At 67.3% G+C, this 24,716-nt stretch carries 19 protein-coding genes, 1 pseudogene and 1 riboswitch; of the genes and pseudogenes, 6 read left to right on the top strand and 14 right to left on the bottom strand.

What is annotated here, in order from left to right; translation table 11 throughout:
- Positions 1–47: 47 nt before the first annotated feature.
- Positions 48–452: a GFA family protein gene (locus AC3XQU_RS18565; protein WP_489875631.1), complete on the bottom strand. Its 405-nt coding sequence runs from the start codon at positions 450–452 to the stop codon at positions 48–50.
- A gap of 247 nt (positions 453–699) precedes the next feature.
- On the opposite strand from AC3XQU_RS18565, the gene AC3XQU_RS18560 reads away from it, so the two are divergent.
- Positions 700–1,245: an SRPBCC family protein gene (locus tag AC3XQU_RS18560; protein ID WP_489875630.1), complete on the top strand. Its 546-nt coding sequence runs from the start codon at positions 700–702 to the stop codon at positions 1,243–1,245.
- Positions 1,246–1,482: 237 nt separating this feature from the next.
- Here AC3XQU_RS18560 and AC3XQU_RS18555 read toward each other — a convergent pair whose 3' ends face one another.
- Both AC3XQU_RS18555 and AC3XQU_RS18550 read right to left on the bottom strand, forming a co-directional pair.
- Complete coding sequence (locus AC3XQU_RS18555) at positions 1,483–3,351, bottom strand: M56 family metallopeptidase (protein WP_489875629.1); 1,869 nt, start codon at positions 3,349–3,351, stop codon at positions 1,483–1,485.
- A 248-nt stretch (positions 3,352–3,599) separates the two neighbouring features.
- Positions 3,600–4,706: an S-(hydroxymethyl)glutathione dehydrogenase/class III alcohol dehydrogenase gene (locus AC3XQU_RS18550; RefSeq protein ID WP_489875628.1), complete on the bottom strand. Its 1,107-nt coding sequence runs from the start codon at positions 4,704–4,706 to the stop codon at positions 3,600–3,602.
- Between the two features lie 455 nt (positions 4,707–5,161).
- On the opposite strand from AC3XQU_RS18550, the gene AC3XQU_RS18545 reads away from it, so the two are divergent.
- The gene (locus AC3XQU_RS18545; protein ID WP_489875627.1) at positions 5,162–6,682 is read left to right on the top strand and encodes a S8 family serine peptidase; all 1,521 of its coding nucleotides are present in this window, start codon (positions 5,162–5,164) and stop codon (positions 6,680–6,682) included.
- Positions 6,683–6,746: 64 nt separating this feature from the next.
- Here AC3XQU_RS18545 and AC3XQU_RS18540 read toward each other — a convergent pair whose 3' ends face one another.
- Positions 6,747–7,280, bottom strand: coding sequence for a GNAT family N-acetyltransferase (locus tag AC3XQU_RS18540; protein WP_489875626.1), 534 nt, complete (start codon positions 7,278–7,280; stop codon positions 6,747–6,749).
- The gene (locus AC3XQU_RS18535) at positions 7,277–8,704 is read right to left on the bottom strand and encodes a M28 family metallopeptidase (RefSeq protein ID WP_489875625.1); all 1,428 of its coding nucleotides are present in this window, start codon (positions 8,702–8,704) and stop codon (positions 7,277–7,279) included. Before AC3XQU_RS18535 ends, AC3XQU_RS18540 begins: the two co-directional genes overlap by 4 nt.
- A 144-nt stretch (positions 8,705–8,848) precedes the next feature.
- Here AC3XQU_RS18535 and AC3XQU_RS18530 point away from each other — a divergent pair.
- Both AC3XQU_RS18530 and AC3XQU_RS18525 read left to right on the top strand, forming a co-directional pair.
- Positions 8,849–10,105, top strand: a pseudogene (locus tag AC3XQU_RS18530) (Hsp70 family protein); the annotation flags it as partial.
- A gap of 8 nt (positions 10,106–10,113) precedes the next feature.
- Positions 10,114–11,775, top strand: coding sequence for a TonB family protein (locus AC3XQU_RS18525; protein WP_489875624.1), 1,662 nt, complete (start codon positions 10,114–10,116; stop codon positions 11,773–11,775).
- On the opposite strand, the gene AC3XQU_RS18520 is transcribed toward AC3XQU_RS18525, so the two are convergent.
- Genes AC3XQU_RS18520 through thiC form a run of 6 tightly spaced genes read right to left on the bottom strand, consistent with a single transcriptional unit; the run spans position 11,776 to position 16,880 of the window.
- Positions 11,776–12,489, bottom strand: coding sequence for an ion channel (locus AC3XQU_RS18520; protein ID WP_489875623.1), 714 nt, complete (start codon positions 12,487–12,489; stop codon positions 11,776–11,778). It lies immediately after the preceding gene.
- 38 nt (positions 12,490–12,527) lie between these two features.
- The gene (gene thiE / locus AC3XQU_RS18515) at positions 12,528–13,142 is read right to left on the bottom strand and encodes a thiamine phosphate synthase (RefSeq protein WP_489875662.1); all 615 of its coding nucleotides are present in this window, start codon (positions 13,140–13,142) and stop codon (positions 12,528–12,530) included.
- Positions 13,143–13,169: 27 nt separating this feature from the next.
- On the bottom strand, positions 13,170–13,913 hold the full coding sequence (locus tag AC3XQU_RS18510; protein ID WP_489875622.1) for a hydroxymethylpyrimidine/phosphomethylpyrimidine kinase: 744 nt from the start codon (positions 13,911–13,913) through the stop codon (positions 13,170–13,172).
- Positions 13,913–14,713, bottom strand: coding sequence for a thiazole synthase (locus AC3XQU_RS18505; RefSeq protein WP_489875621.1), 801 nt, complete (start codon positions 14,711–14,713; stop codon positions 13,913–13,915). The genes AC3XQU_RS18510 and AC3XQU_RS18505 overlap by 1 nt, the downstream gene beginning before the upstream one ends.
- 14 nt (positions 14,714–14,727) lie before the next feature.
- Entirely contained in the window at positions 14,728–14,931 is a 204-nt protein-coding gene (gene thiS, locus AC3XQU_RS18500; RefSeq protein ID WP_489875620.1) for a sulfur carrier protein ThiS, read from the bottom strand.
- Complete coding sequence (gene thiC, locus AC3XQU_RS18495; RefSeq protein ID WP_489875619.1) at positions 14,931–16,880, bottom strand: phosphomethylpyrimidine synthase ThiC; 1,950 nt, start codon at positions 16,878–16,880, stop codon at positions 14,931–14,933. Before thiC ends, thiS begins: the two co-directional genes overlap by 1 nt.
- Before the next feature lie 67 nt (positions 16,881–16,947).
- Positions 16,948–17,056: riboswitch (TPP riboswitch) on the bottom strand.
- Positions 17,057–17,251: 195 nt separating this feature from the next.
- On the opposite strand from thiC, the gene AC3XQU_RS18490 reads away from it, so the two are divergent.
- Positions 17,252–20,047, top strand: a complete 2,796-nt coding sequence (locus tag AC3XQU_RS18490) for a valine--tRNA ligase (RefSeq protein WP_489875618.1) — start codon at positions 17,252–17,254, stop codon at positions 20,045–20,047.
- Between the two features lie 159 nt (positions 20,048–20,206).
- The gene (locus AC3XQU_RS18485; RefSeq protein ID WP_489875617.1) at positions 20,207–20,653 is read left to right on the top strand and encodes a DUF2147 domain-containing protein; all 447 of its coding nucleotides are present in this window, start codon (positions 20,207–20,209) and stop codon (positions 20,651–20,653) included.
- 51 nt (positions 20,654–20,704) lie between these two features.
- Here AC3XQU_RS18485 and kdpE read toward each other — a convergent pair whose 3' ends face one another.
- The 3 genes from kdpE to kdpC are packed head-to-tail and all read right to left on the bottom strand — an operon-like array spanning position 20,705 to position 24,712.
- A complete protein-coding gene (gene kdpE / locus AC3XQU_RS18480; RefSeq protein WP_489875616.1) occupies positions 20,705–21,406 on the bottom strand; it encodes a two-component system response regulator KdpE in 702 nt (233 codons plus the stop codon).
- Positions 21,403–24,114, bottom strand: a complete 2,712-nt coding sequence (locus AC3XQU_RS18475) for a DUF4118 domain-containing protein (protein WP_489875615.1) — start codon at positions 24,112–24,114, stop codon at positions 21,403–21,405. Before AC3XQU_RS18475 ends, kdpE begins: the two co-directional genes overlap by 4 nt.
- Before the next feature lie 22 nt (positions 24,115–24,136).
- Positions 24,137–24,712, bottom strand: a complete 576-nt coding sequence (kdpC, locus tag AC3XQU_RS18470) for a potassium-transporting ATPase subunit KdpC (protein ID WP_489875614.1) — start codon at positions 24,710–24,712, stop codon at positions 24,137–24,139.
- Positions 24,713–24,716: the final 4 nt, after the last annotated feature.

The raw sequence follows: 24,716 nt of genomic DNA, 5'->3' as shown, positions 1-24,716 counted from the left end.
TGCCCATCCAGCTTTGCAAAGGGACGGTCGACAGCGCTTGCACGCCGCTATTGCCCGGCCGAGCGCGTGGTCGGATATTCCGGCAGCCCGTCGTGCAGCTTCATCCAGCGCAGGCGGCTGCGCACGAAGGTATGGTCGCCCGGCGGCGCGGCTTCCGGGTCGTCGAGCGAGGCGCTGGTGATGTCGAGCTCTTCCGGCCAGCGCGCGTCTTCGAAGGTGAGCGTGGCGCCGCATTGCGGGCAGAAACTGCGCAGGATGCCTGCGCTGGAGGCGAAGCGCGTGGGCTGACCGTGCGTGAAACGGAAATCGGCGCGGCGCGCGCTGAACCAGGCCAGGGCCGGCGCGCCGGACACCCTGCGGCAGTCGGTGCAATGGCATAGCGTGCTGTTGAAAATCGCCCCGCTGACGAGGTACTTTACTGCACCGCAGAAACATCCACCTTGCAAGCTCATACCGATCCCCTTTCACGCTGGAAAAAGCGTGCTCATCAGTAACTCATCAGTAAGGAAGTGCGCGCGGCCGCCCATCCTTTCGCGCGCCACTTAATTATCTTTTCGCTTATTTTAACTAAAGATTCACGACAGATCGCGTGGCCCGTCGTACCTAGCAGTTACAAAGCCACCAGCGCCGCATGCCATCGGTACGGGCCATATTCATCATGCATGCGGAGCGGCTTTTTCACCAACAAGGAGATTAAAAATGCTCAATCGCGTAGTTACTGTTGCTGCACTTGCGGTCGGCGGCATGATGCTGTCGAAAAAACTGAAACAGAATCGTGGCTTCGGCGCCAGCTCCTCGGTTGCAGAATCGATCGAGATCAACGTCCCGGTCAAGTCTGCCTACAACCAGTGGACCCAGTTCGAAGATTTCCCACAGTTCATGAAGAGCGTGAAGGAAATCCGCCAGCTCGACGACAAGCACCTGCACTGGGTCGCCAACGTTGCCGGCGAAACCAAGGAATGGGACGTCGAGATCACCGAGCAGATCCCTGACAAGCGCATCGCATGGCGCAGCGTCACCGGCGTGAAGAACGGCGGCGTGGCTACCTTCCACAAGATCTCGGACAATGTCTGCCGCGTCATGGTCCAGATGGACTACGAGCCGGACGGCGCGCTCGAGGCCGTTGGCGATGCGATGGGCGCCGTGCGCATGGAACTGCGCTCGAACCTGTCGAACTTCAAGGAAATGCTCGAGAAGCGTGGGTCGGAAACCGGCGCATGGCGCGGCAAGATCGCCCAGCAATAAGCGTGTCGGGCGGGATGCTTCCCGCCCAGGCATGACACCGTCCCGGTGACGCTGCGGCTCCGGCCGCGCAGCGCCATGACAGCGTTCGAACGGCCCGGTAGCTTGATGCGACCGGGCCGTTTTTTGTTTGGCGCGCCGAGGAAAGATTCAGGGGGTGATATGTGTGGCGTATCGATCCCTGCCCTCTGATATGTCTGGCATATCAATCGCCGGCGCGCTGCCCTTGCTCTACTTCGCCTAGCCCGCTTGCGGCACCGGCTTGGCCAGGCCTTTTTCGCGCGCCTCGCGGATCAGGGCGCGCACGGTCTTGTCGGCGGCCTTGCTCTCGCGTTCCATGTCCTTGCCGAGCGCGCCCATGCGCTTGCCCAGGGCATCCATCGGCTTGCCGGCCTCGCCCATGCGGCGGCCGATCTCGTCCATCGATTGCTGCGCCTGGCGCATGCCCGGACCGTTGTGCGCCTCGCCCATCTCGCGCCCTGCGGCGGACATGCGCTCGCCGGCCTCGGACATCTGGCGGCCGATACGGTCGCGCTCGGCGTCGGTCCTGGCCTTTTCCATCTGCTTGCCGAGCGCTTCCATCTCAGCGCCATGGGTCTTCATGCGCGCTTCCAGGGCGCGCAGCTTCGCGTCGTCCGGCTTGATGCCGCGCGCCGCGCTGTCCATTTCCTTGCCGAGTGCGTCCATGCGCTTGCCATGCACATCCATCTCCTTGCCCAGCACGTCCATTTGCGCGCCAAGTTTGTCGACTGGGGCCCAGGCCGCCGTCACGCGCGCCAGCACGCCCGGGTCCTGCACGTAATAGGCTTGGCCGCCCTCGCGGAACCACAGGAATTCGCCGCCGATGCGGCGCCGGGCTTCCTTGATGTCGTCCCAGTCGTCGCTGCTGCCGCTCATGGTCGTGCCCTTGTCGCCGGCGCGCACCATGGAATACGGCTCCTCGCGGCCGCCGGAAATGCTGCGCACCACACGCCGCTCCTTCTTCGCGTCCAGCGCCGCGCTGCGCTGCTCGGTGCGCTGCTCGGCACGCTGCTCGGCCGCTTGCTGGCCGTGCGGCGCCGGCTCCGGACGCGGATCGGCGGCGTGGGCCGGGCCGGCCCACGAATACAAGGCGGCGCAGGTGGCCAGGCCGAGGATCGGCAGCGCCAGTTTCCAGTTCAGCGGTTCGGCTTCAGGGCGAACCAGGCGTTTGATGCGGGACATAAGATTTCCTCCATGTGCTGCTGGGGCAAGTTGCGGGGTGAACTGGAACAAATCCAGTTCGGACAATGCAAGTGCCAGGCGCCGCGGTTCGCCAAGCTCGCTTGCGGCTACATCATCTGCAATCTGTTCGCGTTCAATGCGGATCCGCTTCGACAGCCACCACACGGCCGGGTGGTAGAACAGCAGGATCTCGATCGCGCCCTGGATCAAATTCACTACGTAATCGCAACGCCGGACGTGGGCCAGCTCGTGCGCCAGCAGCGCTTCCAGTAGCTGCGGCGGCATCCCCGAGAGCAGCGAAGCCGGCACCAGCACCACCGGGCGCCACCAGCCGGCCGTCACCGGCCCGCTCAATCCATCGGCCACTTCGTCGACCAGGCCCAGCGTGACCCGGCGGGCGATGCCCATGCGGCGCGCCATCGCATCGAGCCGGGCCTGCCACACGGGATCGGTCAGGTATTGCCCCGGCCGGCTGCGCCGCCGGACCCAGGCCAGGCCCAGCATCATGCGCAGCGCCAGCAGGCCGGCGCCCACCGACCAGAACAGCACGACCAGGGGCAGTTTTTCCTGCAACAGCATTTCCCAGCCGGCGAAGCGGTTGCCGTCGAGAAGCACGGCCGGCAGCGCCGAAGACTGCGCCACCGGCGCCACCGCCGCAAGCAGCGTCGTCGCACCAGGTTCCACACCGGCATCCACCCCGGCAAGCCGCTGCACCGTACCCGCCAGCGGCAAGGCCGCGCACAGCAGCAGCGCGCCGCAGGCCAGCGCATAGCGTGCCTGCGGCCGCGCCTTGCGCATCAGCGCCAGCAGCAGCGCAGCAAGCCAGCCGACCAGCAGGCCCTGCCACAGGAAATCGATCAGCGCCCAGGCCAGGGCCGGCGCCCATGCGTCCAGCAGGGCGTTCATCGGGTCGTCTCCGTCATCGTGGATCCTGGCAGGGTCATCGCTTCTCCATCCTTGGCAACTAGATTAAAAGTTCTAGATAATTTTGTCTAGAACTTTTTTTCTACTTTGTGCCGGAGCGTGCCGGCGATGGAAGGACTGTAGGGGGACGTGCGCGTACCGGCCAGCCTCTTGCGACAGAAGGCAGGATTGGCGGTGCAGGATGGAGAAAGAGGCGGGATGGGCGGGCCAGGACGGCCCGCCCGAAAAAATCAGAACACGACGACGGAGCGGATCGACTCGCCCGACTTCATCAGGTCGAAGCCTTCGTTGATGCGCTCGAGCGGCAGGTGGTGGGTGATCAGGTCGTCGATGTTGATCTTGTTTTCCATGTACCAGTCGACGATCTTCGGCACGTCGGTGCGGCCGCGCGCGCCCCCAAAGGCCGAGCCCTTCCACACACGCCCCGTCACCAGCTGGAAGGGACGGGTCGAGATTTCCTGGCCGGCCGCCGCCACGCCGATGATGATCGACTGGCCCCAGCCCTTGTGGCAGCACTCCAGCGCCTGGCGCATGGTGGTGACGTTGCCCACGCATTCGAAGCTGTAGTCGGCGCCGCCGTCGGTCAGCTGGACGATGGTGTCGACCACGTTCTCGACCTTGGTCGGGTTGATGAAATGGGTCATGCCGAACTTGCGCGCCATGGCTTCGCGTTCCGGGTTCAGGTCGACCCCGATGATCTTGTCGGCGCCCACCATTTTCGCGGCCTGGATCACGTTCAGGCCGATGCCGCCCAGGCCGAACACGACCACATTGGCGCCCGCCTCCACCTTCGCGGTAAAGATCACCGCGCCCACGCCGGTGGTGACGCCGCAGCCGATGTAGCAGATCTTGTCGAAGGGCGCATCCGAGCGCACCTTGGCCAGCGCGATCTCGGGCACCACGATGTAGTTCGAGAAGGTGGAGGTGCCCATGTAGTGGAACAGCGGTTCGCCGTTCAGCGAGAAACGGCTGGTCGCATCCGGCATCAGGCCGCGGCCTTGCGTGGAGCGGATCGCCTGGCACAGGTTGGTCTTTTGCGACAGGCAGAATTTGCACTGGCGGCATTCCGGCGTGTACAGCGGGATGACGTGGTCGTCGCGGCGCAAGCTGGTCACGCCCGGCCCGACGTCCACCACCACGCCCGCGCCTTCATGGCCGAGGATGGCCGGGAACAGGCCTTCCGGGTCGGCGCCCGAGAGGGTGTAGTAATCGGTGTGGCAGATCCCGGTGGCCTTGATTTCGACCAGCACTTCGCCGGCCTTCGGACCTTCGAGCTCGACTTCCTCGATCGTGAGCGGATGGCCCGCTTTCCATGCAACTGCTGCCTTGGTCTTCATGTATTCCTTCCTGGTCCTTGAGCTAAATACGTGCGTATGCGTGGAGGCCGCGCGCGGCGGCGGCATCGGGATGGCAATGATAGCAAGGTGAGCGCAAGCGTGTGCACGGCAGCGCCAATGGCAGGAAGCGGCCTCGAAAACGCCGCGCAGGATGGCTGCGCGCCCGGCATGTTGGAGCCCGGCAGTTGGGACGTTTGGGGGAAAATATAGCATGGGTTTAGATATGCCTCATACATAAATCCATGCTGCACTGCGTTAGATCAAATGTTTCCCGCGCACAGTTGAATTTTCTATGCATACAAACATAATTTTGAAATAGACTTAATTGCCGCATAAATATTGCGGGTAAAAAAATTCGCACGAGGCCAGCAGAGCCGAGGCGAGCACTCACTGTTTTCAAACGGAGAATATCAATGGTAGACAAGAACACTCGCGCAACCTCCCTTCGCGTTGGCATGGCAGCCCTGGTCGCTGCCGGCATCTTCGGCAACGCGCAAGCCGCCGCACCGGACACGACCCGCGTCATCGTCGCGTTCAAACCGGGCGCTGCAGCCAAAGTGAAATCCGCCGTCGCGGCTTCCAAGGGTTCGGTCAAGCACGAAATCTTCGGCATGAACGCCATGGCCATCGAAGTGCCGGCGGTTGCGCTGAAAGGCCTGGAGAACAACCCGAACGTCGAATACATCGAAGAAGACGTGATCCGCAAGCCCTTCGCCCTGAGCACCCCGTCGACCGGCACGCCTTACCTGAGCGGCCAGCAAGTCCCTTACGGTATCAAGCAAGTGCAGGCCGACCTGCTGTCCGACGCCAGCGCCGGCAACCGCAAGGTCTGCATCATCGACTCGGGCTATGACCGCAACCACGAAGACCTTTCGGCCAACCCGGCCACCGGCGAATACGATGCCGGCACCGGCAACTGGTACACCGACGAGAACAGCCACGGCACCCACGTGGCCGGCACCATTGCCGCCGTCAACAACAGCGGCACCGGCGTGGTCGGCGTTGCCGCCAACAAGATGCTCAAGCTGCACATCGTCAAGGTCTTCGGCGCCAACGGCTGGGCTTATTCGTCGACCCTGGCCACCGCTGCCAACAAGTGCGGCGCAGCCGGCGCAAACGTGATCAGCATGTCGCTGGGCGGCGGCCGTTCGAGCCGTACCGAGCAGAGCGCCTTCGACAAGCTGTACGCGGGCGGCGTGCTGAACCTGGCCGCGGCCGGTAACGACGGCAACACCGTCGTCTCCTACCCTGCCGGCTACGCGAGCGTGATCATGGTCGGCGCCGTCGACGAGAACAAGGCCTGGGCCACCTTCTCGCAGTACAACAGCAAGGTCGAACTGGCCGGTCCTGGCGTGAGCGTCCTGTCGACCGTGCCGATGGGCACCGGCCAGGAAGCCGTCCTGACCGTCGGTACCTCGAGCTATGCTCCAGGCGCCATGGAAGGCTCGCCGGTCAAGACCGCGACTGCACCGCTGGCCGACTTCGGCATCGGCGACAAGGTCAACACCGCCGTCTCCGGCAAGGTCTGCCTGATCCAGCGCGGCACCGTGGACTTCGCGGTCAAGGTCTCGAACTGCCAGAACAGCGGCGGCGTCGGCGCCGTGGTGTACAACAACGTGGCCGGCGCATTCGGCGGCACGCTGGGCACCACCGTGACCAGCATCCCGTCGGTCACCGCAACCATGGAAGATGGCACCGCGATGAAGGCACAGCTGGGCCAGAGCGCCACCGTCGGCATCAAGGCAAGCAACTACGCCTACTTCGACGGCACCTCGATGGCTACCCCGCACGTGTCGGCTGTCGCTGCACTGGTGTGGAGCTACTCGCCAACCTGTACCGCTGCGCAGATGCGTGCCTCGCTCACCAAGAGCGCACAGGACCTGGGCACCGCCGGCCGCGACACCAAGTACGGTTTCGGCCTGGTGCAGGCAAAAGCTGCACGCGACCGTATCGCATCGCTGGGCTGCGGTAACTAATCCTTACCTCGCTTCGTGAACAAGGGACGCTTCGGCGTCCCTTTTTTATCGGCCCTGCGAACTGCTAGCGCGCCAGCGTCAGCCGCATGCGCTGTTCCAGCAAGGCCGTCCCTTCGCGCATCGGATACGGCGCGCCACATGCTGCGAACCCATGGCGCGCATACAGCGCGACGGCCGCCTCGTTGGCGCAGTTCACGCCCAGCTGCACGGCATCGGCGCCGCGCGCATCGGCCCAGGCGACGGCATGGCGCAACAGGGAAGCGGCCACGCCCTGCCCGCGCCATTCGGGCGCCACCCACATCTGGAACAGGTTGACGATGGCGGCATCGTCGGCATCGGCCTTGGCCCAGGCCAGGCCGGCGAATCCGCCCTCGGCCACGGCCACCAGCGGACAGTCGATGCCGGAGACCGCGGCCTTGGCCACACGCGCGGCCCAGGTCTCTGGCGCCAGTGCTTCTTCGCGCGCCAGCGTGCTGCCGAAGGCGTCGGGCGACTCGCGCAGCGCGCGCAGGCGAATGGCGCGGTAGGCCGGCCATTCGTCGGCGCGCAGGCTGCGGATCGCCACGCCTGTCGTCACGGATTGCGTGGACGTGGTCAAGGCGCCGTCGTCAGCGCGCGCCCCTTGGCGGCATACCCCGCCGCCTTCGGCGCCGCGGTCCACTCGGGGCGCTGCGGGTTGTTGGCGATGGCGGCCACACCCAGAGCCAGCATGCGCGTCACGCGCGCCATGTTGTCGTAATCGAGCTTGTCCCAGGTGTCGTCCTTGCCGTGGTAGTCCGAGAAGCCGTAGGCCACCGACAGCGTATGCGCCGGCACGCCGGCATCGGCCAGCGACTGGTTGTCGGCGCGGCCGAAGAACTGGTCGCTGAACGAGGCATGCTTCCACAGGCGGATGCCGGCCTGCTCGGCCGGCTTGCGCAGCATCTCGCTCACGGTCGAGAAATCGAAGCCGGTCATCGCCACGGAATTGACTTGCGCGCCCTCGCTGTCGTCGGTGCGGCCGGTCTGCTCCAGGTTCAGGTTGGCCACGGTGTCCTTCAGCGGGAACACCGGGTGGCGCGCATAGTATTTCGAGCCCAGCAGCCCGAGCTCTTCGCCGAAATAGGTCATGAACACGATGCTGCGGCGCGGACGCTCCTTCTGTGCGGCCAGGCTGCGCGCCACCTCGATGACCGAGACCACGCCGCTGGCGTCGTCGTTGGCGCCGTTGAAGACTTCGCCGTTGCGGATGCCGACGTGGTCGTGGTGCGCCGTGAGCAGCACATAGGTGTTCTTCAGGGCCGGGTCGGATCCGCGCAGCACGCCCACCACGTTCTGCAGTTTCACCGGGCGCACCGCGGCCGCGGCCACGCGCGCGCTCACGCTCGCCCCGCCTTTTTCCAGCAGGCCGGCCGCGTCGGCCGCATGCAGCACCAGCACCGGCGCGCCGCCCTTGACGGCCGCCTGCTCCGGATCGATCAGCCAGCCCCCGGTGCCGGCGCCATGGCGCTTCTCGCGGTCGATCATGATGACCAGCGCCGGCTTGCCCTTGAGTTTTTCCTGCAGGGTGCGGGCCGCGCCCGGTACCGGGGCAGCCGGCACCACCAGCACCTTGCCGTTGGCCGCGTCGCTGTTTTCCAGCGCGTCCTTCCAGGCCATGAACACGGCCGGCGTGGCCTTCAAGGTGACCGGGTCGAGGAAGTTGCCGGTCGCGCCGCCCGCGGGCACCGTGATGCTGCTTGCCCCTGCCGTCACGCTCAGGACGATATCGTCCGCCTTGCGCTCGGCGTACTGCCAGGTCGCGGTCTGGAAAAAGCCGTCGTCGCCGGCCGGCTCCAGGCCCGCCCCGCGGAACTGGGCCGCGATGTATTCGGCCGCCAGGTCCTGCCCGCGCGAGGGCGTGCCGCGGCCTTCCAGCAGGTCGGACGCCAGGAAGGAGACGTGGCTGCGCAGCGCCCCGGGCGAGATGTCGGCATGCGTCGGGACATGGGCGCAGCCGGCGCTGGCCAGTGCGAGGACGAGGGCGGTGAGGTAGAGGCGCATGCGCAGGCTTTCGGTTCAAGTGGCAAGAAAGGCAATATCGCATGGCCGGAGGGGCGCGGTCAATGCACGGGGGGCTCGCGCATTATCCATCCTGGGTAATCCCCGGCCTGCCCGCGCCAGGCGCCGGCTGCCGGGTTACTATCCTCGGATTTGCCACACCGGTATGGAGAAGCGATGATCGTCGGGATCGACCTGGGCGGCGGCACCTTCGACGTCTCGGTGCTCGACCTGTTCGACAACGTGATGGAAGTGCGCGCCTCGGCCGGCGACAACTACCTGGGCGGCGAGGACTTCGTCACCGTGCTGGTAGACCGCTTCTTCGAGGAGGCCAGGGTGCCCGACGCGCTGCGCATGGATGCGGCTTTCATGCAGCGCCTGGTGGCGCAGGCGGAACACGCCAAGCGCGCCTTGAGCGATGCGCCGCGCGCGCTGATCCAGGTCGGCGACGGTAAGACCGATTACCGCATGGAGCTGGACGAAGCCACGCTGGAGAAGCATTGCGCCCTGCTGCTGGCGCGCCTGCGCAGCCCGGTCGAGCGCGCGCTGCGCGACGCCAGCCTGCCCCTGTCGGAGCTCGACAACATCGTGCTGGCTGGCGGCGCCACCCGCATGCCGATGGTCAGGCGCATGGCGGCGCGCATGTTCGGCCGCTTCCCCTCCTGCGAGATCAATCCGGACGAAGTGGTGGCGCTGGGCGCGGCGGTGCAGGCCGGCCTGAAGATGCGCGATGCGGCGCTGGACGAAGTGGTGATGACCGATGTCGCGCCCTATTCGCTCGGCGTGGCCACCACGGTGCGCATCGCCGGCGACCATTTTTCGCACGGCCACTTCGACCCCATCATCGAGCGCAACACGGTGGTCCCGGTCAGCCGGGTCAAACGCTACTATCCGATCGACCAGAACCAGCAGCTGATCGAACTGAACGTGTACCAGGGCGAAGCGCGCATGGCGAGCGACAACATCAAGCTGGGCCAGCTCGAAGTGCGCCTGCCGCAAGGGCCGCGCGACGACAATGGCGTGGACGTGCGCTTTACCTACGACGTCAACGGCCTGCTGCAGGTCGAGGCCACGCTGGTGGCCACGAAGGAGGTGCATGCGCTGGTCATCGAGGGCAATCCGGGCATGCTCAGCGAGCAGGAAGTCGCGCAGCGCTTCATCGCCCTGTCCGAGCTGAAGATCCATCCGCGCGACCGCATCGAGCACCGCACCCTGCTGGCGCGCGCCGAACGGCTCTACCAGCACCTGCGCGGCATGCCGCGCGAGCAGCTGGGCCGCGAGATCGTCCGCTTCGAGACCGCGCTGGAGTCGCAGGACCACCACGTGATCCATCCTGCCGCCAAGGCCTTCCGCGAAGTGGTCGACTATTTCGACCACCAGAGCTTCCTGCTGCCCGAGGCGTGAACAAGGCGATGCAGACCACCTACGATTTTCTCCACGCGCTCGAACTGGACGCCAGCGCGCAGGAACGCGACATCCGGCGCGCCTATGCCCGCAAGCTCAAGCGCATCGACCAGGAAACCGAACCGGCCGCCTTCCAGGCCCTGCGCGACGCCTATGAAGTGGCGCTCGACTGGGCGCGCTGGAAGCTGGCGCAAGGCGCTGAACCGCCCGCGCCCTCCGGCCCGACACTAGAAGAAGCGCCGACGCAGGCGCCGCCCGCGGAGCCGGCGCAGGCCAGCGCGCCGCAGGAAGCGCCGGCGGACGCCGCCCAACTCGGCAGGCAGGTCTTCGACCGCTTCGAGCAGGCCGCCGACCTTCTCCTCGCCAGCGGGAGGCAGGGCGACCCGCTGGCCTGGCAGGCCGCCATCGAGGCGCGCTTTGCCGACGACGAGCTGGTCAACATCGATGCGCGCATCTATTTCGAGGCCTGTGTGGCCGCGTTGCTGGCATCAGGCTGGCGTCCCGGGCACGAAGCGCTGTTCGCCGCCGCCCAGGACGTGTTTGCCTGGAGCCGCGACCGGCGCCGCCTGTGGCAGCTGGGCCAGGCCGGGCGCATGCTGGACCAGGCGATCGAGGAGCGCCAGCTCTACGAGGCGCTGCCCACGCCGGAGCGCACCCGCATGCGCGACCTGCTCAAGCTGCTGCGCCAGGACGGGCTGCCCAGCATCCGCCGTATCCGCGCCGCGATGGAAGACGTCGAGCGCACGCTGGCGCGCTTCCCGGCCTTTGCGGCCATCGTCGCCAGCATGGAGAACGTGGAGCGCTGGCGCACCCAGTACCAGGCATCGGGCGGCGCGCCGATCGCCGTGGATGTAAACGCGCTGCCCGCGGAACCGGCGGCGCCGAAGCGCCGCTTCTCGACCTGGCAAGGCATCCTGATCTTCCTGGCGTTGACCGCCGTGCTGCGGGCCATGTTCAATTATGCCGGCGGCGACCAGGACGCCGGCAGGGGCTTCATTCCACCATCGTCCAGCGACGCGCCGGCCGTGCCGCAGGCGGTGCTCGACCGGGTGGTGCCGCCGGTACTGTACACGCCGCCACCGGGAACCGACGCCGGCAAGCTGGAAGTGATCTACAAGGTCTATCTCAGCGTCGACCGGAGGGTCGAGCGCGTGCAGAACTGGCAGACCTCGGGCGAGCCCGGTTTCGACCAGGCCGTGGGCGAGGCGCTGGCTGCGGCCAAGGCCTTCCCGCCGGAGACGCCGCGCGAGTTCCAGGTGCGCTATACCGGCGCCATGGCGCGCCCCGGTCCGCCGCGGCCGGCCCCGGCCCTGGACCTGAGCAAGCCGCCGGTGCGCATCACCCAGGCCTTGCTGCGCAAGCACATCCCGCCGGTGAATTTCACGCCCACGCGCTATGCCCGCGAAGGCGAGTACCGCGTCGTCTACCGCGTCCTGCCGGACCGCCAGGGCAAGGTTGCCAAGGTCGAGCTGCTCACCTCGTCCGGCGACATCCGGCTGGACAAGGCCGTCGAGGAAGCGCTGCGCGCCGCCAGGCCCTTCCCTCCCGGTACGCCCAGCTTCAGCTTCTCGTACTCGGGCACCCTGACGCGCAAGCCGGCGCCGCGCGAGCAGCCGGCCGTTGAAGCCGCCACGAGCGAAGGCGAACCCGAGCCCGCGCCCGAGAGCTGATCAATCCTTTTCCCAGGGCTCGGGCGCCTCGTTCGGATGGCGCCGGTGCACCTTGCCCTGGGTGGTGAAGCCGATCAGGCGCGCCACCACGGCCGCCAGGTACATCACCCCCACCAGCATCTCGATGCTGCACAGCGCGCGCGCATGCGTGGTCAAGGGGATCACGTCGCCGATCCCGGTGCTCGACAGCAGCGCGAAGCTCAGGTAATTCAGCTCGCTCCAGGTGCGCGGGGCGGACGCGTTGACGGCGGCGGCGAAGGTGCCCGGGTGCAGCTCCTGCACCATCAGGTAGAGGTGGGTGAAGCCCCAGGCCAGCAGGGTGAAGGTGGCGCCGGCGGCGAACAGCTCGTCGGTGGTGGCCTGGCGGTCGCCCATCATGTAGGCGATCAGGCTGCCGGCGGCATAGAAATAGAAGAGCGCTTCGAGCGCGGACGACCAGGGCAGCAGCGTGCTGCGCATGTCGAAGATGGTCTGGGCCGCCAGCAGCGCGATGATCGGCACCGCCAGCGAGATGCTGATCCAGGTCTCGCCGGGCGTGCGCCGCACCATGCGGATCGTCAGCGCCAGCACCAGCACGCCGAACACGTTCAGCGCGCCATGTCCCGTATGCTCGCTCTCGATGAAGGGGTAGAGCAGCATGCCGAGCAGCTGCACCAGCAACAGGATGGCGGAGGGATGGCGGCGGGTATGGCTCAGCAGGCGCAGGGTTCGCATGGGCGGAAAAGCAAAGTGATCAAGTTGCCATTGTAGTTTCACCCCGCTTCCAGCAGCGCGCGAAATTCGCGCACGGCCTGCGCCGGGTCGCTTGCCGCGTACACGCTGGTAATCGCCGCCACCATCGCCGCGCCACGCTTGACCAGCGGCGCGGCGTTCTGCGGCGTCATGCCGCCGATGACCGCCATCGGCAAGGCGACGCGGTCGCGCCAGACGTCGAGCAGCTGTGGTGGCGTGACAAAGCTGTATTTCTTCACGGTCGAAGGATAGAAGCCGCCGAAGGCGACGTAGCTGGCGCCGGCCTGCTGGGCCGCCTCGGCCAGTTTCAGTTCGCCGTAGCAGGACGCGCCGACGATCGCGCCGGGACCGAGCAGCGCGCGCGCCTCGGCCACAGAAGCGTCCGTGCCGCCCAGGTGCACGCCGTCGGCGCCGAGCGCGCGGCACAGCTCGACGTGGTCGTTGACGACGAGCGGGCGGCCATGGCGGCGGCACAGGGCCAGCAAGGCGGCGCCCTGCTCCGCCCGCAGCGCGGGGCTGGCGCTCTTGTTCCGGTATTGCAGCAGCGCGGCGCCGGCGGCCAGCGCGGTGTCGGTGACCGCCAGCAGGCGGTCGGTGTCGGCCCAGTCGGGCGTGACCAGGTAGAGTCCTTGCAGGGTGTGGGTGTTCTTCAAGGCGGTCTTTCAGTGGGTATGGAGGATGCGGCGCGGGATGCGCTGGCCGGGGGCGATCCAGAAGGCGTGGGCCAGGGTCTGGTGGCAGTAGTCCTGCGCGCGCTCGAGCGCCAGCTCCATCGGGTCGCCCAGCGCCAGCCGCGCGGCGATGGCGGCGGCCAGGGTACAGCCGCTGCCGTGGTAGGTGTGCGGCAGGCGCGGCAGGCGCCAGGTCCGCTGCTCGACGCCGTCGCGCAGCCAGCGGTTCAGGATGATCTCGCCCTCGCCATGGCCGCCGGTGACGAAGACGTGCTCGCAGGGCACGGCCCCCAGGGCCCGGGCCTCCGGCAGGTTCGGCACCAGCACGGTGGCCAGCGGCACCAGCTCGGCCAGGGCTTCGAGCGGATTGCCGCGGCCCAGCAGGTCGCCGTGGCCGCTGGCCAGCACCGGGTCGAGCACCACCGGCAGCGCCGGATCGGCTGCGCGCAGCTGGCGCAGCAGCGTGGCGATCGCAGCGGCATTCTCCTTGCTACCCGGGATGCCGATCTTCACCGCGTCGATGCTGCAGGTGTCGATCAGCGCATCGGCCTGGCGCAGCATGAAAGCGGCATCGACCGCGCGCACCTCGTGCACGCGGTTGTTGTCCTGCACGGTAAGAGCGGTCGCCACCGGCAGCGCATGCGCACCGAGCGCGCCGATGGCGGCGATGTCCGCCGCCAGCCCGGCCCCGCCGCCGGGATCGAGCCCGGCGAACACCAGTACGGTGGGCACCATCAGGCCACGGCTCCTTCAAGCGGCGAGGACGGCGCGGCGGCAAAGCGCTTGGGCATGCGCCCGGCCAGGTGCGCCTCGCGGCCGGCGATGACGGCATGGCGCATCGCGCGCGCCATCCGCACCGGGTCGCGCGCGCCGGCGATCGCGCTGTTCATCAGCACGCCGTCGCAGCCCAGCTCCATTGCCACCGCTGCATCCGACGCCGTGCCCACGCCGGCGTCGACCAGCACCGGAACACTCGCCTGCTCGATGATCAGACCCAGGTTCCACGGGTTGAGGATGCCCATGCCCGAGCCGATCAGCGAGGCCAGCGGCATCACCGCCACGCAGCCGATCTCCTGCAGGATGCGCGCCTGTACCGGGTCGTCGCTGCAGTAGACCATCACGTCGAAGCCGTCGCGCACCAGGACTTCCGCCGCCTTCAGGGTTTCCGGCATCTGCGGGAACAGGGTCGCCGGGTCGCCCAGCACCTCGAGCTTGACCAGGGTGCGTCCGCCCAGCAGTTCGCGCGCCAACTGCAGCGTGTATACGGCGTCTTTCGCCGTATAGCATCCGGCCGTGTTGGGCAGGATGGTGAATTCGCTCAGCGGCAGCACGTCCAGCAGGTTCGGCGTATTGCGGTCCTGGCCGATGTTCACGCGCCGGATCGCCACCGTGACGATCTCGGCGCCCGCCGCCAGCGTAGCGTCGCGGGTCTGGACCAGGTCGCGGTATTTGCCGCTGCCCACCAGCAGGCGCGACGCGTAGCGGCGGCCGGCGATGGTAAGAAAGTCTTCGTTCATTGCGTTCGTTGCGTTCATTGTCGTCTCCATGTTCAACCGCCGCCGATGGCGCGCACGATGTCCACCCTGTCGCCGGCCTGCAGGCGCCGCCCTGCCCAGGACTGGCGCGGCACGACTTCGCGGTTCACCGCCACCGCGACCGCCTGCCCGGCCAGGCCAAGCTCGCCGGTCAGTTCCTGCAGCGACTGCCCGGCCGGCACCTGGTAAGGTGCGCCGTTCAATTCGATTGCCGGCATCAGGCCTCCCGGTAGAGCCGGGCGCCGCCCTTGACGAACTCGATCGCCTTTTCCTGCATCCCCTGCGCCAGCGCCGCTTCCTCGCCCATGCCATTGGCGGCGGCGTAGGCGCGCACTTCCTGGGTGATCTTCATCGAGCAGAAATGCGGGCCGCACATCGAGCAGAAATGGGCCACCTTGCTCGACTCCTTGGGCAGGGTCTCGTCGTGGAAGGCGCGCGCCTTGTCGGGGTCGAGCCCCAGGTTGAACTGGTCGTCCCAGCGGAATTCGAAGCGCGCCTTCGACAGCGCGTTGTCGCGCATCTGGGCGCCCGGATGTCCCTTGGCCAGGTCGGCGGCATGGGCCGCGATCTTGTAGGTGATGATCCCATCCTTGACGTCGGCCTTGTCGGGCAGGCCCAGGTGCTCCTTGGGCGTGACATAGCACAGCATGGCGGTGCCGTACCAGCCGATGGTGGCCGCGCCGATCCCCGAGGTGATGTGGTCGTAGCCCGGCGCGATGTCGGTGGTGAGGGGGCCCAGCGTATAGAACGGCGCCTCGCTGCACTGCTCGAGCTGCAGGTCCATGTTCTCCTTGATCAGGTGCAGCGGCACGTGGCCCGGGCCTTCGATCATGGTCTGCACGTCGTGGCGCCAGGCCACCTGGGTGAGTTCGCCCAGGGTGCGCAGTTCGGCCAGCTGGGCCTCGTCGTTGGCGTCGTAGATCGAGCCGGGACGCAGGCCGTCGCCCAGGCTGAACGACACGTCGTAGGCCTTCATGATGGCGCAGATGTCCTCGAAATGCGTGTAGAGGAAGGACTCCTTGTGGTGGGCCAGGCACCACTTGGCCATGATCGAGCCGCCGCGCGAGACGATGCCGGTCAGGCGCTTCGCCGTCATCGGGACATAGGCCAGGCGCACGCCGGCGTGGATGGTGAAATAGTCGACGCCCTGCTCCGCCTGTTCGATCAGGGTGTCGCGGTAGATCTCCCAGCTCAGGTCCTCGGCCTTGCCGTTGACCTTTTCCAGCGCCTGGTAGAGCGGCACCGTCCCGATCGGCACTGGGGAATTGCGGATGATCCATTCGCGCGTCTCGTGGATATGCTTGCCGGTCGACAGGTCCATCACGTTGTCGGCGCCCCAGCGGATCGCCCAGGTCATCTTTTCCACTTCCTCGCCGATCGATGAGGTGACCGCCGAGTTGCCGATGTTGGCGTTGATCTTCACCAGGAAGTTGCGGCCGATGATCATCGGCTCGACCTCCGGGTGGTTGATGTTGGCCGGGATGATGGCGCGGCCGCGCGCCACTTCGCTGCGCACGAATTCCGGCGTGATTTCTAGCGGGATGCTGGCCCCGAACGACTGGCCCGGATGCTGGCGTCCCAGCAGCCCGGCGGTGCGCGCCCCCACCGGGCCCGATTCCACCAGGGAGGCCAGGTATTCGCGGCGGCGCAGGTTCTCGCGCAGGGCCACGAATTCCATCTCGGGCGTGATGATGCCCTGTCGCGCGTAGTGCATCTGGGTGACGTTGCGGCCCGGGAGCGCGCGGCGCGGCTTGCGCTGCAGGTTGAAGCGCAGCGCGGCGAGCGCCGGGTCGGCAAGGCGCGCCCGGCCGTATTCCGAGCTCGGCCCGGCCAGCTCCTCGGTATCGGCGCGCTCGCGGATCCACGGCAGGCGCGGCGACTTCAGGCCGCAGCGCAGGTCGATCGCGGCGGCGGGGTCGGTGTAGGGACCGGAGGTGTCGTAGACGAACAGCGGCGGGTTCGGCTCCCCGTCGAAGCTGCCGGGCGTGGGCGACTGGGAGATCTCGCGCATCGGTACCCGGATGTCGGGCCGGCTGCCTTCGATATAAATCTTGCGCGAATTCGGGAAGGGGGCGATGGCCGCGCTGTCGACCGTGGCGGTCGCGGCATCGAAAGCAGGTGAAGCGGGAAGCGCTGCCGTCAAGGCCGCGTCGAGTGGTGCATTCATGTGGCTCCTTTGCGAGGAGCCAGCAAAGGATTGATCGGGTGTGGCGTGACTGTGCGCATGCGCACGGCCGCCGGACCGACTGCTTCCCTTCGCTGGCATTATCCAGATCAGGTTCGGAGGGTATTTCTCACCCGCGCATGCTTCGATATGCATGTGCAGGACCCCTAGCGTGTGCTGCCGTTTCGGCAACGGAGCGGATTATAGCCGCTTGCCCGCCCATGTGTAAATACTATAAGCTCATAAGGGCAGTGCATGGGAGGCCTGCGGGCGGCGCGCCGGCGCCACGTATTTCCGGGCGGCCCGGCCAGCGTCGCCGCATCCACCCTGTCCTCCTCTATAATGTTCTTTTCAGCAAATCACATCGCCATATCATGGAATTAGCCAAGTCTTTCGAACCAGCCGACATCGAACAATATTGGCGTGCAGAGTGGGAAGGGCGCGGTTACTTCGCCGCCACCATGGAAGACGGCAAGCCGTCGTTCAGCATCCAGCTGCCGCCGCCGAACGTGACCGGCACGCTGCACATGGGCCACGCCTTCAACCAGACCGTGATGGACGGCCTGACCCGCTACTACCGCATGCGCGGCCATAACACCGCCTGGATCCCGGGCACCGACCACGCCGGCATCGCCACCCAGATCGTGGTGGAGCGCCAGCTCGACGCGCAGAAGATCTCGCGCCACGACCTGGGCCGCGACGCCTTCATCGAGAAGGTCTGGGAGTGGAAGGAAAAGTCGGGCAACACCATCACCGGCCAGATGCGCCGCATGGGCACCTCGCCCGACTGGCAGCGCGAATACTTCACGATGGACGAGACCCGCTCCAAGACGGTGTCGGAAGTCTTCGTGCGCCTGTACGAGCAGGGCCTGATCTACCGCGGCAAGCGCCTGGTCAACTGGGATCCGGTGCTGGGCACGGCGGTGTCGGACCTGGAAGTGGACTCGCAGGAAGAAGACGGCTCGATGTGGTACATCCGGTACCCGCTCGCCGACGGCTCGGGCCACCTGACGGTGGCCACCACCCGTCCTGAAACCATGCTGGGCGACGTCGCCGTGGCGGTGGACCCGACCGACGAACGCTATACCCACCTGCACGGCAAGATGCTGGTGCTGCCTTTGACCGGCCGCCAGATCCCGGTGATCGCCGACTCGTATGTGGACAAGGAATTCGGCACCGGCTGCGTGAAGATCACGCCGGGCCACGATTTCAACGACTACGCCGTCGGACAGCGCGCGGGCCTGGCGCCGATCACGATCATGACGCTCGACGCCAGGATCAACGAGAACGCCCCGAGCCAGTACCAGGGCATGGACCGCTTCGCCGCGCGCAAGCAGATCGTCGCCGACCTGGAAGCGCAAGGCCTGCTGGAACAGGTCAAGCCGCACAAGCTGATGGTGCCGCGCGGCGACCGTACCGGCGTCGTCATCGAGCCGATGCTGACCGACCAGTGGTTCGTCGCCATGAGCAAGCCGGCCCCGGAAGGCACCTTCAATCCGGGCAAGTCGATCACCGAAGTGGCGATGGAAAAAGTCGCCAGCGGCGAGATCAAGTTCGTGCCCGAGAACTGGACCACCACCTACAACCAGTGGCTGGGCAACATCCAGGACTGGTGCATCTCGCGCCAGCTGTGGTGGGGCCACCGCATCCCGGCCTGGTATGCGGAAGACGGCCAGATCGTGGTCGCGCGCAGCGAGGAAGAAGCGCAGGCCAAGGCCAAGGCAGCCGGCATCGCGGGCGCCCTGCGCCGCGACGACGACGTGCTCGACACCTGGTTCTCGTCTGCCCTGGTCCCCTTCTCGACCATGGGCTGGCCCGAGCAGACGAAGGACATGTCGATGTTCCTGCCGTCGTCGGTCTTGGTGACGGGCTTCGACATCATCTTCTTCTGGGTCGCCCGCATGGTGATGATGACGACCCACTTCACCGGCAAGGTGCCGTTCGAGACCGTGTACGTGCACGGCCTGGTGCGCGACAGCCAGGGCCAGAAGATGTCGAAGTCGAAGGGCAATACGCTCGACCCGATCGACCTGATCGACGGCATCGGCATCGAGGAACTGGTTGCCAAGCGCACCACCGGCCTGATGGACCCGCGCGCGTCGGAAAAGATCGCGAAAGCCACGCGCAAGGAATTCCCGAATGGGATCCCGGCCTTCGGCACCGACGCCGTGCGCTTCACGATGGCGAGCTACGCTTCGCTGGGCCGCAACATCAACTTCGACCTCGGCCGCTGCGAAGGCTACCGCAACTTCTGCAACAAGATGTGGAATGCGACGCGCTTCGTGATGATGAATACCGAAGGCAAGGACTGCGGCGCGCCGAACCCGGAAGACCTGTCGCAGGCCGACCGCTGGATCATCTCGCTGATGAACCGCACCGAACTCGAGGTGGCCAAGGGCTTCGCCGACTACCGCTTCGACAACATCGCCAGCACCATCTACAAGTTCGTCTGGGACGAATACTGCGACTGGTACCTGGAAGTGGCCAAGGTCTCGGTCCAGCAGGGCACCGAAGCGCAGCAGCGCGCCACCCGCCACACCCTGCTGCGCGTGCTGGAAGTGATCCTGCGCCTGGCGCATCCGATCATCCCGTTCGTGACCGAAGCGCTGTGGCAGGCCATCGCTCCGCTGGCCGGCAAGACTGGCGACAGCATCATGGTCCAGCCCTACCCGCTGGCCGACCTGTCCCAGGTCAGCGACGAAGCCGAAGCCTGGATGGCCCAGCTCAAGGACCTGACCAACGCCACCCGCAACCTGCGCGGCGAGATGAAGCTCTCGCCCTCGGTGCGCGTGCCGCTGATCGTCGAACCGGGCGCCGGGGCCGAACGCGCCGCCCTGGCCGGCTTCGCGCCCTATGTCCAGTCGCTGTGCAAGCTGGCGGAAGTGCAGATCGTCGACGCCCTGCCGGAGTCGCCGGCCGCGGTGTCGGTCGTCGGCACCACCAAGCTGATGCTGAAAGTCGAGATCGACGTCGCCGCCGAACGCGAGCGCCTGTCGAAGGAGATCGCGCGCATCGAAGGCGAGATCGCCAAGGCCAACGGCAAGCTCTCGAGCGAAAGCTTCGTGGCCCGCGCCCCGGCCGCGGTGGTGGCGCAGGAAAAGGAACGCGTCGCGAACTTCTCGGCGACGCTGGACAAGATGCGCGAGCAGTTGGGCAAGCTGGCGGCGTAAGCTGCCGGCGCTTCATGGAGAACGCGGCCCTGGCGGCCGCGTTTTTCATTGCTGCTGCGCCCAGGTGTGGATTGGAATGGTTCTTCGGATTCCGATCACCCCACGGCCGACGCAGTTTGCTACACTGGTCCCGCGTGACAACAACAATGGAGACTCACAATGCGTAAACTGATTTGGGCAAGCCTGATTGCCATGATGGTCGCGGTTCCTGCAGCCATGGCGCAAAGCACCTCGGCGGCCGGCACCTGGAAAACGATCGACGACGAAACCGGCAAGCCGAAGTCCCTGGTGCGCATCACCGAGGAAGGCGGCGTCCTGACCGGCAAGATCGAAAAGCTGTTCCGCCCTGCGGACCAGGACCAGAACCCGAAATGCACCGCCTGCCAGGGCGCGCTCAAGGACCAGCCGCTGATCGGCATGACCATCCTGTCGGGCCTGAAGAAGGACGGCAACGAGTACACCGGCGGCGAGATCATGGATCCAAGCAAGGGCAAGACCTACAAGAGCAAGGCGCAGCTGAAGGACAACGGCAGCAAGCTGGAAGTGCGCGGCTACATCGGCGCGCCGATGTTCGGCCGTTCGCAGACCTGGGTCCGCGAGCAGTAAGCAGGCTGCACGGGGATGGCGCCGCGCCAGGGTGGGCGGCGCCGGAACCGTTCAATCGCCGCCCGTCGACAAGCGGTAGCCAACCCCGGTTTCGGTCAGCAGGTAGCGCGGCTGCGCCGGGTTGTCTTCCAGCTTGTGGCGCAAATGCCCCATGTAGATGCGCAAGTAATGTCCGTCCTCGGTGTGCGAGGGCCCCCAGACGGACCGCAGTAGCTGGGGGGCCGTCAGCACCCGCCCTGCACTGCCTGCCAACATCGCGAGCAGCCGGTATTCGGTCGGGGTCAGGTGCACGCCCTTGCCCTGCTTGAACACGCGCCGGTCCTTCAGGTCGATCGTCACGTCCCCGAAGCACACCAATCCCGTATTGTCCCCGTCCGGCTGCCGCTGTCGCCGCAGCGTCGCGCGCACGCGCGCCTGGAGTTCGCCTACGCTGAAGGGCTTGGTCAGGTAATCGTCGGCGCCGGCATCGAGCGCGCCGATCTTGTCCGCCTCGGCGGTGCGCGCCGACAGCACGATCACCGGGACGCCCGACCATTTCCGCACATCGTTGATGAAACCCAGGCCGTCGCCGTCTGGCAGGCCGAGGTCGAGGATGACCAGGTCCGGAGCGCGCGTGCCGGCATCGCTCAGGCCGCGACGGACCGTGTCGGCCTCGTGTACCTGCCAGCCTTCTTCTTCCAGCGCGGCCCGGACGAACCGGCGGATCTGCGGCTCGTCTTCCACCAGCAGCGCCAGGGGGGCGGTGTCTTTCATGCGGCGCTCTTCGCTTCCATGGCGGGTTCCTCGGTGGATGGGGGCTGCCCGAGGGGCAGCAGGATGACGAAGGCGGCCCCGCCCAGCGCCGACTGCGCGTAGCGTATCCGGCCACCGTGCGCCTCGACGATGGCGCGGCAGATCGCCAGGCCCAGGCCGACGCCGCTGCGCGCGGACTCGCGTTCGCCGCGGGTGAATTTCTCGAACATGTCTTCTTCGCGCCCCGGAGGGATGCCGGGGCCGTCGTCGGCCACCGTCAACATGGCGCTGGCGCCATGCAGCTCCGCAGCGATGTCGATCCGCGATCCCGGCATTGTATATTTGGCGGCGTTCTCCAGCAAATTGCACAGCACGCGTTCGAGCAGGACGGCGTCGAAGCGCACCAGCGGGAAATCCGGCGCGATGCTGGTGGTGACGCGATGCCGCACCAGCAGCGGAGCGCTCAGGCGCAAGGCGGTGCCCACCACTTCTTCCAGCGCCTGCCATTCGCGCCGCAGCTTGATTTCCCCGCTTTGCAGGCGCGCCATGTCCAGCAGGTTGGCCACCAGGGCGCTCATGCGCAGCGCTTCGTCATGCAATCCGTGGGCCAGCGCCAGCTGGGCCGCCGGCAGCGCCGGACGGGCGCGCGCCAGCGATTCCGACAGGCCGACCAGCGAGGTCAAGGGCGTGCGCAAGTCGTGCGACAGCGCCGCCAGCAGCGAATTGCGCAGGTGTTCGGTCTCCATGCTCACCAGCGCCGCTTGCGCGACCTCGATGTAATGCACCCGTTCGAGCGCGATCGCCGCCAGCGCGGCGAATGTGTCGAGCTGGGCGCGCTGCTCGGGGATCAGGATCCAGCGCTGCTGTTCCGGCGCGATGGCCAGCACGCCGCGGGTGCGCATCGGGGCCACCAGCGGCAGGTAGAAATAGGGACTGGCCGGCAGGGTCCCGGTGCCCAGGCCGGCGCTTTCGCCGCGGTCGTAGGCCCATTGGGCGATGCCCAGGTCGGCCCCGCCGGCGGCGCCTGGCTGGGCGGGCGCCTGCAGCTTGCCCTGTGCGTCCGGCACCAGGAGGATGGCCCTGGCGCGGAAGCTACGCTCGACGACATCCCGGGTCATGTCGACGATCTGTTCGGCTTGCAGGGCGCCCGACAGGTCGCTGGCGAATTCGTAGAGGGCGCGCGAGCGCCGTTCGCGGTGCGCCGCCACATGGGCCTGGAAGCGCAGGCCCGCGGTCAGGTGACCGGTAATAAGGCCGACCGCGAGCATGACCCCGAAGCTCACCAGGTACTGCAGGTCGGACACGGCGAACGAAAAGCGCGGCTGGACGAAGAAGAAGTCGAAGCAGGCCACCCCGACGCAGGTGGCGACCACGGACGCCCCACGTCCGAGGCGCACGGCAACCAGCAGCACGACCAGCAGGAACAGCATGGCGATGTTGGCCAGGTCCAGGTAAGGGAGCAAGGGCGTTGCCAGCAGCGCCGTCGCCAGGCTGCTCGCCGCCGCGATCGCCCAGGCCTTCCATCTGCGCTTGCCGCTGCTGGCGGCTTGCGCCATGGGGGTGGGGCCGGCAACGGGCGCCGGCTGGTGCGCCGCCTCGCCGATCTCGACCAGGTCGATGTCCGGCGCCAGCGCGGCGATGCGCCGGCGGTGCGGGGTGCGCCACCGCCAGCCGCGATGGCCGCGCGCCATCACGATTTTCGACAGGTTGTGCTCGCGTGCATAGTCCACGAGGGCGGCGCCGATGTCGGCACCGGCGAGAACCACCGTGCTGGCGCCGAGGTCCTTGGCCAGCTTGAGGTTGAGCAGGATGCGTTCGCGCCGCTGCGCGGCAAGCCGCTGCAGGCCGGGCGTCTCCACGTACACCGCATGCCAGTCGGCGCCGAGCTGCCCGGCCAGGCGCGCCGTATTGCGCACCACGTGCTCGCTGCCGGGCCGGGGGCCGATACAGGCCAGCAGGCCGCCTCCGGTCTTCCAGACCGTCTCGATCGACTTTTCCACGCGGTAGGCGCGCACGTCGTCCTCGACCCGGTCGGCGGTGCGGCGCAAGGCCAGCTCGCGCAAGGCGATCAGGTTCCCCTTGCGGAAGAAATGGCGGGTGGCGCGCTCGGCTTGCGGCGCCCCGTAGACCTTGCCGCTTTTCAGGCGCGCCAGCAGCTCGTCGGCCGGCAGGTCCACCAGCACGACTTCGTCGGCGCCGTCGAACACCGTATCGGGCACGGTTTCCGTGACCCGGATGCCGGTAATGCCGCCGACCACGTCGTTCAGGCTGTCCAGGTGCTGCACGTTCATGGTGGTGAACACGTCGATACCGGCATCGAGCAGTTCCTCCACGTCCTGCCAGCGTTTCGGATGGCGCGAGCCGGGCGCGTTCGAGTGGGCCAGCTCGTCCACCAGGAGCAGGACCGGATGCCGCGCCAGCGCCGCGTCGAGGTCGAACTCGGCCAGCAGCTTGCCGCGGTGACCCAGGCTTGCCGGCGGCAGCACTTCCAGCGTGTCCAGCATGGCGGCGGTGTCGGCGCGGCCGTGGGTTTCCACCACGCCGACCAGGGGCGCCTGTCCGGCGGCCTGCAGCTTGCGGGCGGCGGCCAGCATGGCGTAGGTCTTGCCCACCCCGGCCGACGCGCCGAAATAGATGCGCAGGCGCCCGCGCGCCGCCTTGCGCTCCTGGTCCTGGACCTGGGCCAGCAGCGCATCCGGATCCGGGCGCTGGCTCTCGCTTGCAGACATCGGCAGGTTTCTCCTGTTGGTTTCAGCGCGGCTCGGCGTCGAGCGCCAGGTTCAGCGCGAGGACGTTGACCCTGGCCTCGCCGAACACACCGAGGAATTGCCCGATAGTATGCTCCGATATCAGCGCGTCGACCCGGCTGCGCACTATTCCGCGGGCCGCGGCCACCCGGCCAGCCTGGTAGCGTGCCGCGGCCAGGCTGATCTCGGGGTCGAGCCCGCTTGCCGAGGCTGTCACCAGGTCGACCGGGACAGCCACCGTGTTGCTCGGGTCGGCGGCGCGCAGGGCGGCCAGCCTGCCCTCGACGGCGTCGACCAGGGCCGGGTTGAGCGGTCCGAGGTTGGAGCCGGCACTGGCGCCGCCGTTGTTCGCCATCGGGGCGGTGGCCGAGGGGCGGCCCCAGAAATAGCCGGGCGCGCTGAAGGACTGGCCGATCAGCCTGGATCCGACGACCTGGCCGTTGCGCGTTACGAGGCTGCCGGCTACCTGGTCGGGAAAGGCCAGCTGGCCGATGCCGGTCACCGCCAGCGGATACAGCACGCCGACCAGCAGCGTGAGGGCGGCGAGCAGGCCAAGCGCGGGACGTAGATGGGATTGCATGACT

This window comes from Telluria sp. AZSoR62 (genome assembly GCF_058111565.1).
The sequence above is the reverse complement of the archived record's forward strand: the minus strand, read 5'-3'. Positions and strand labels throughout refer to the sequence as shown.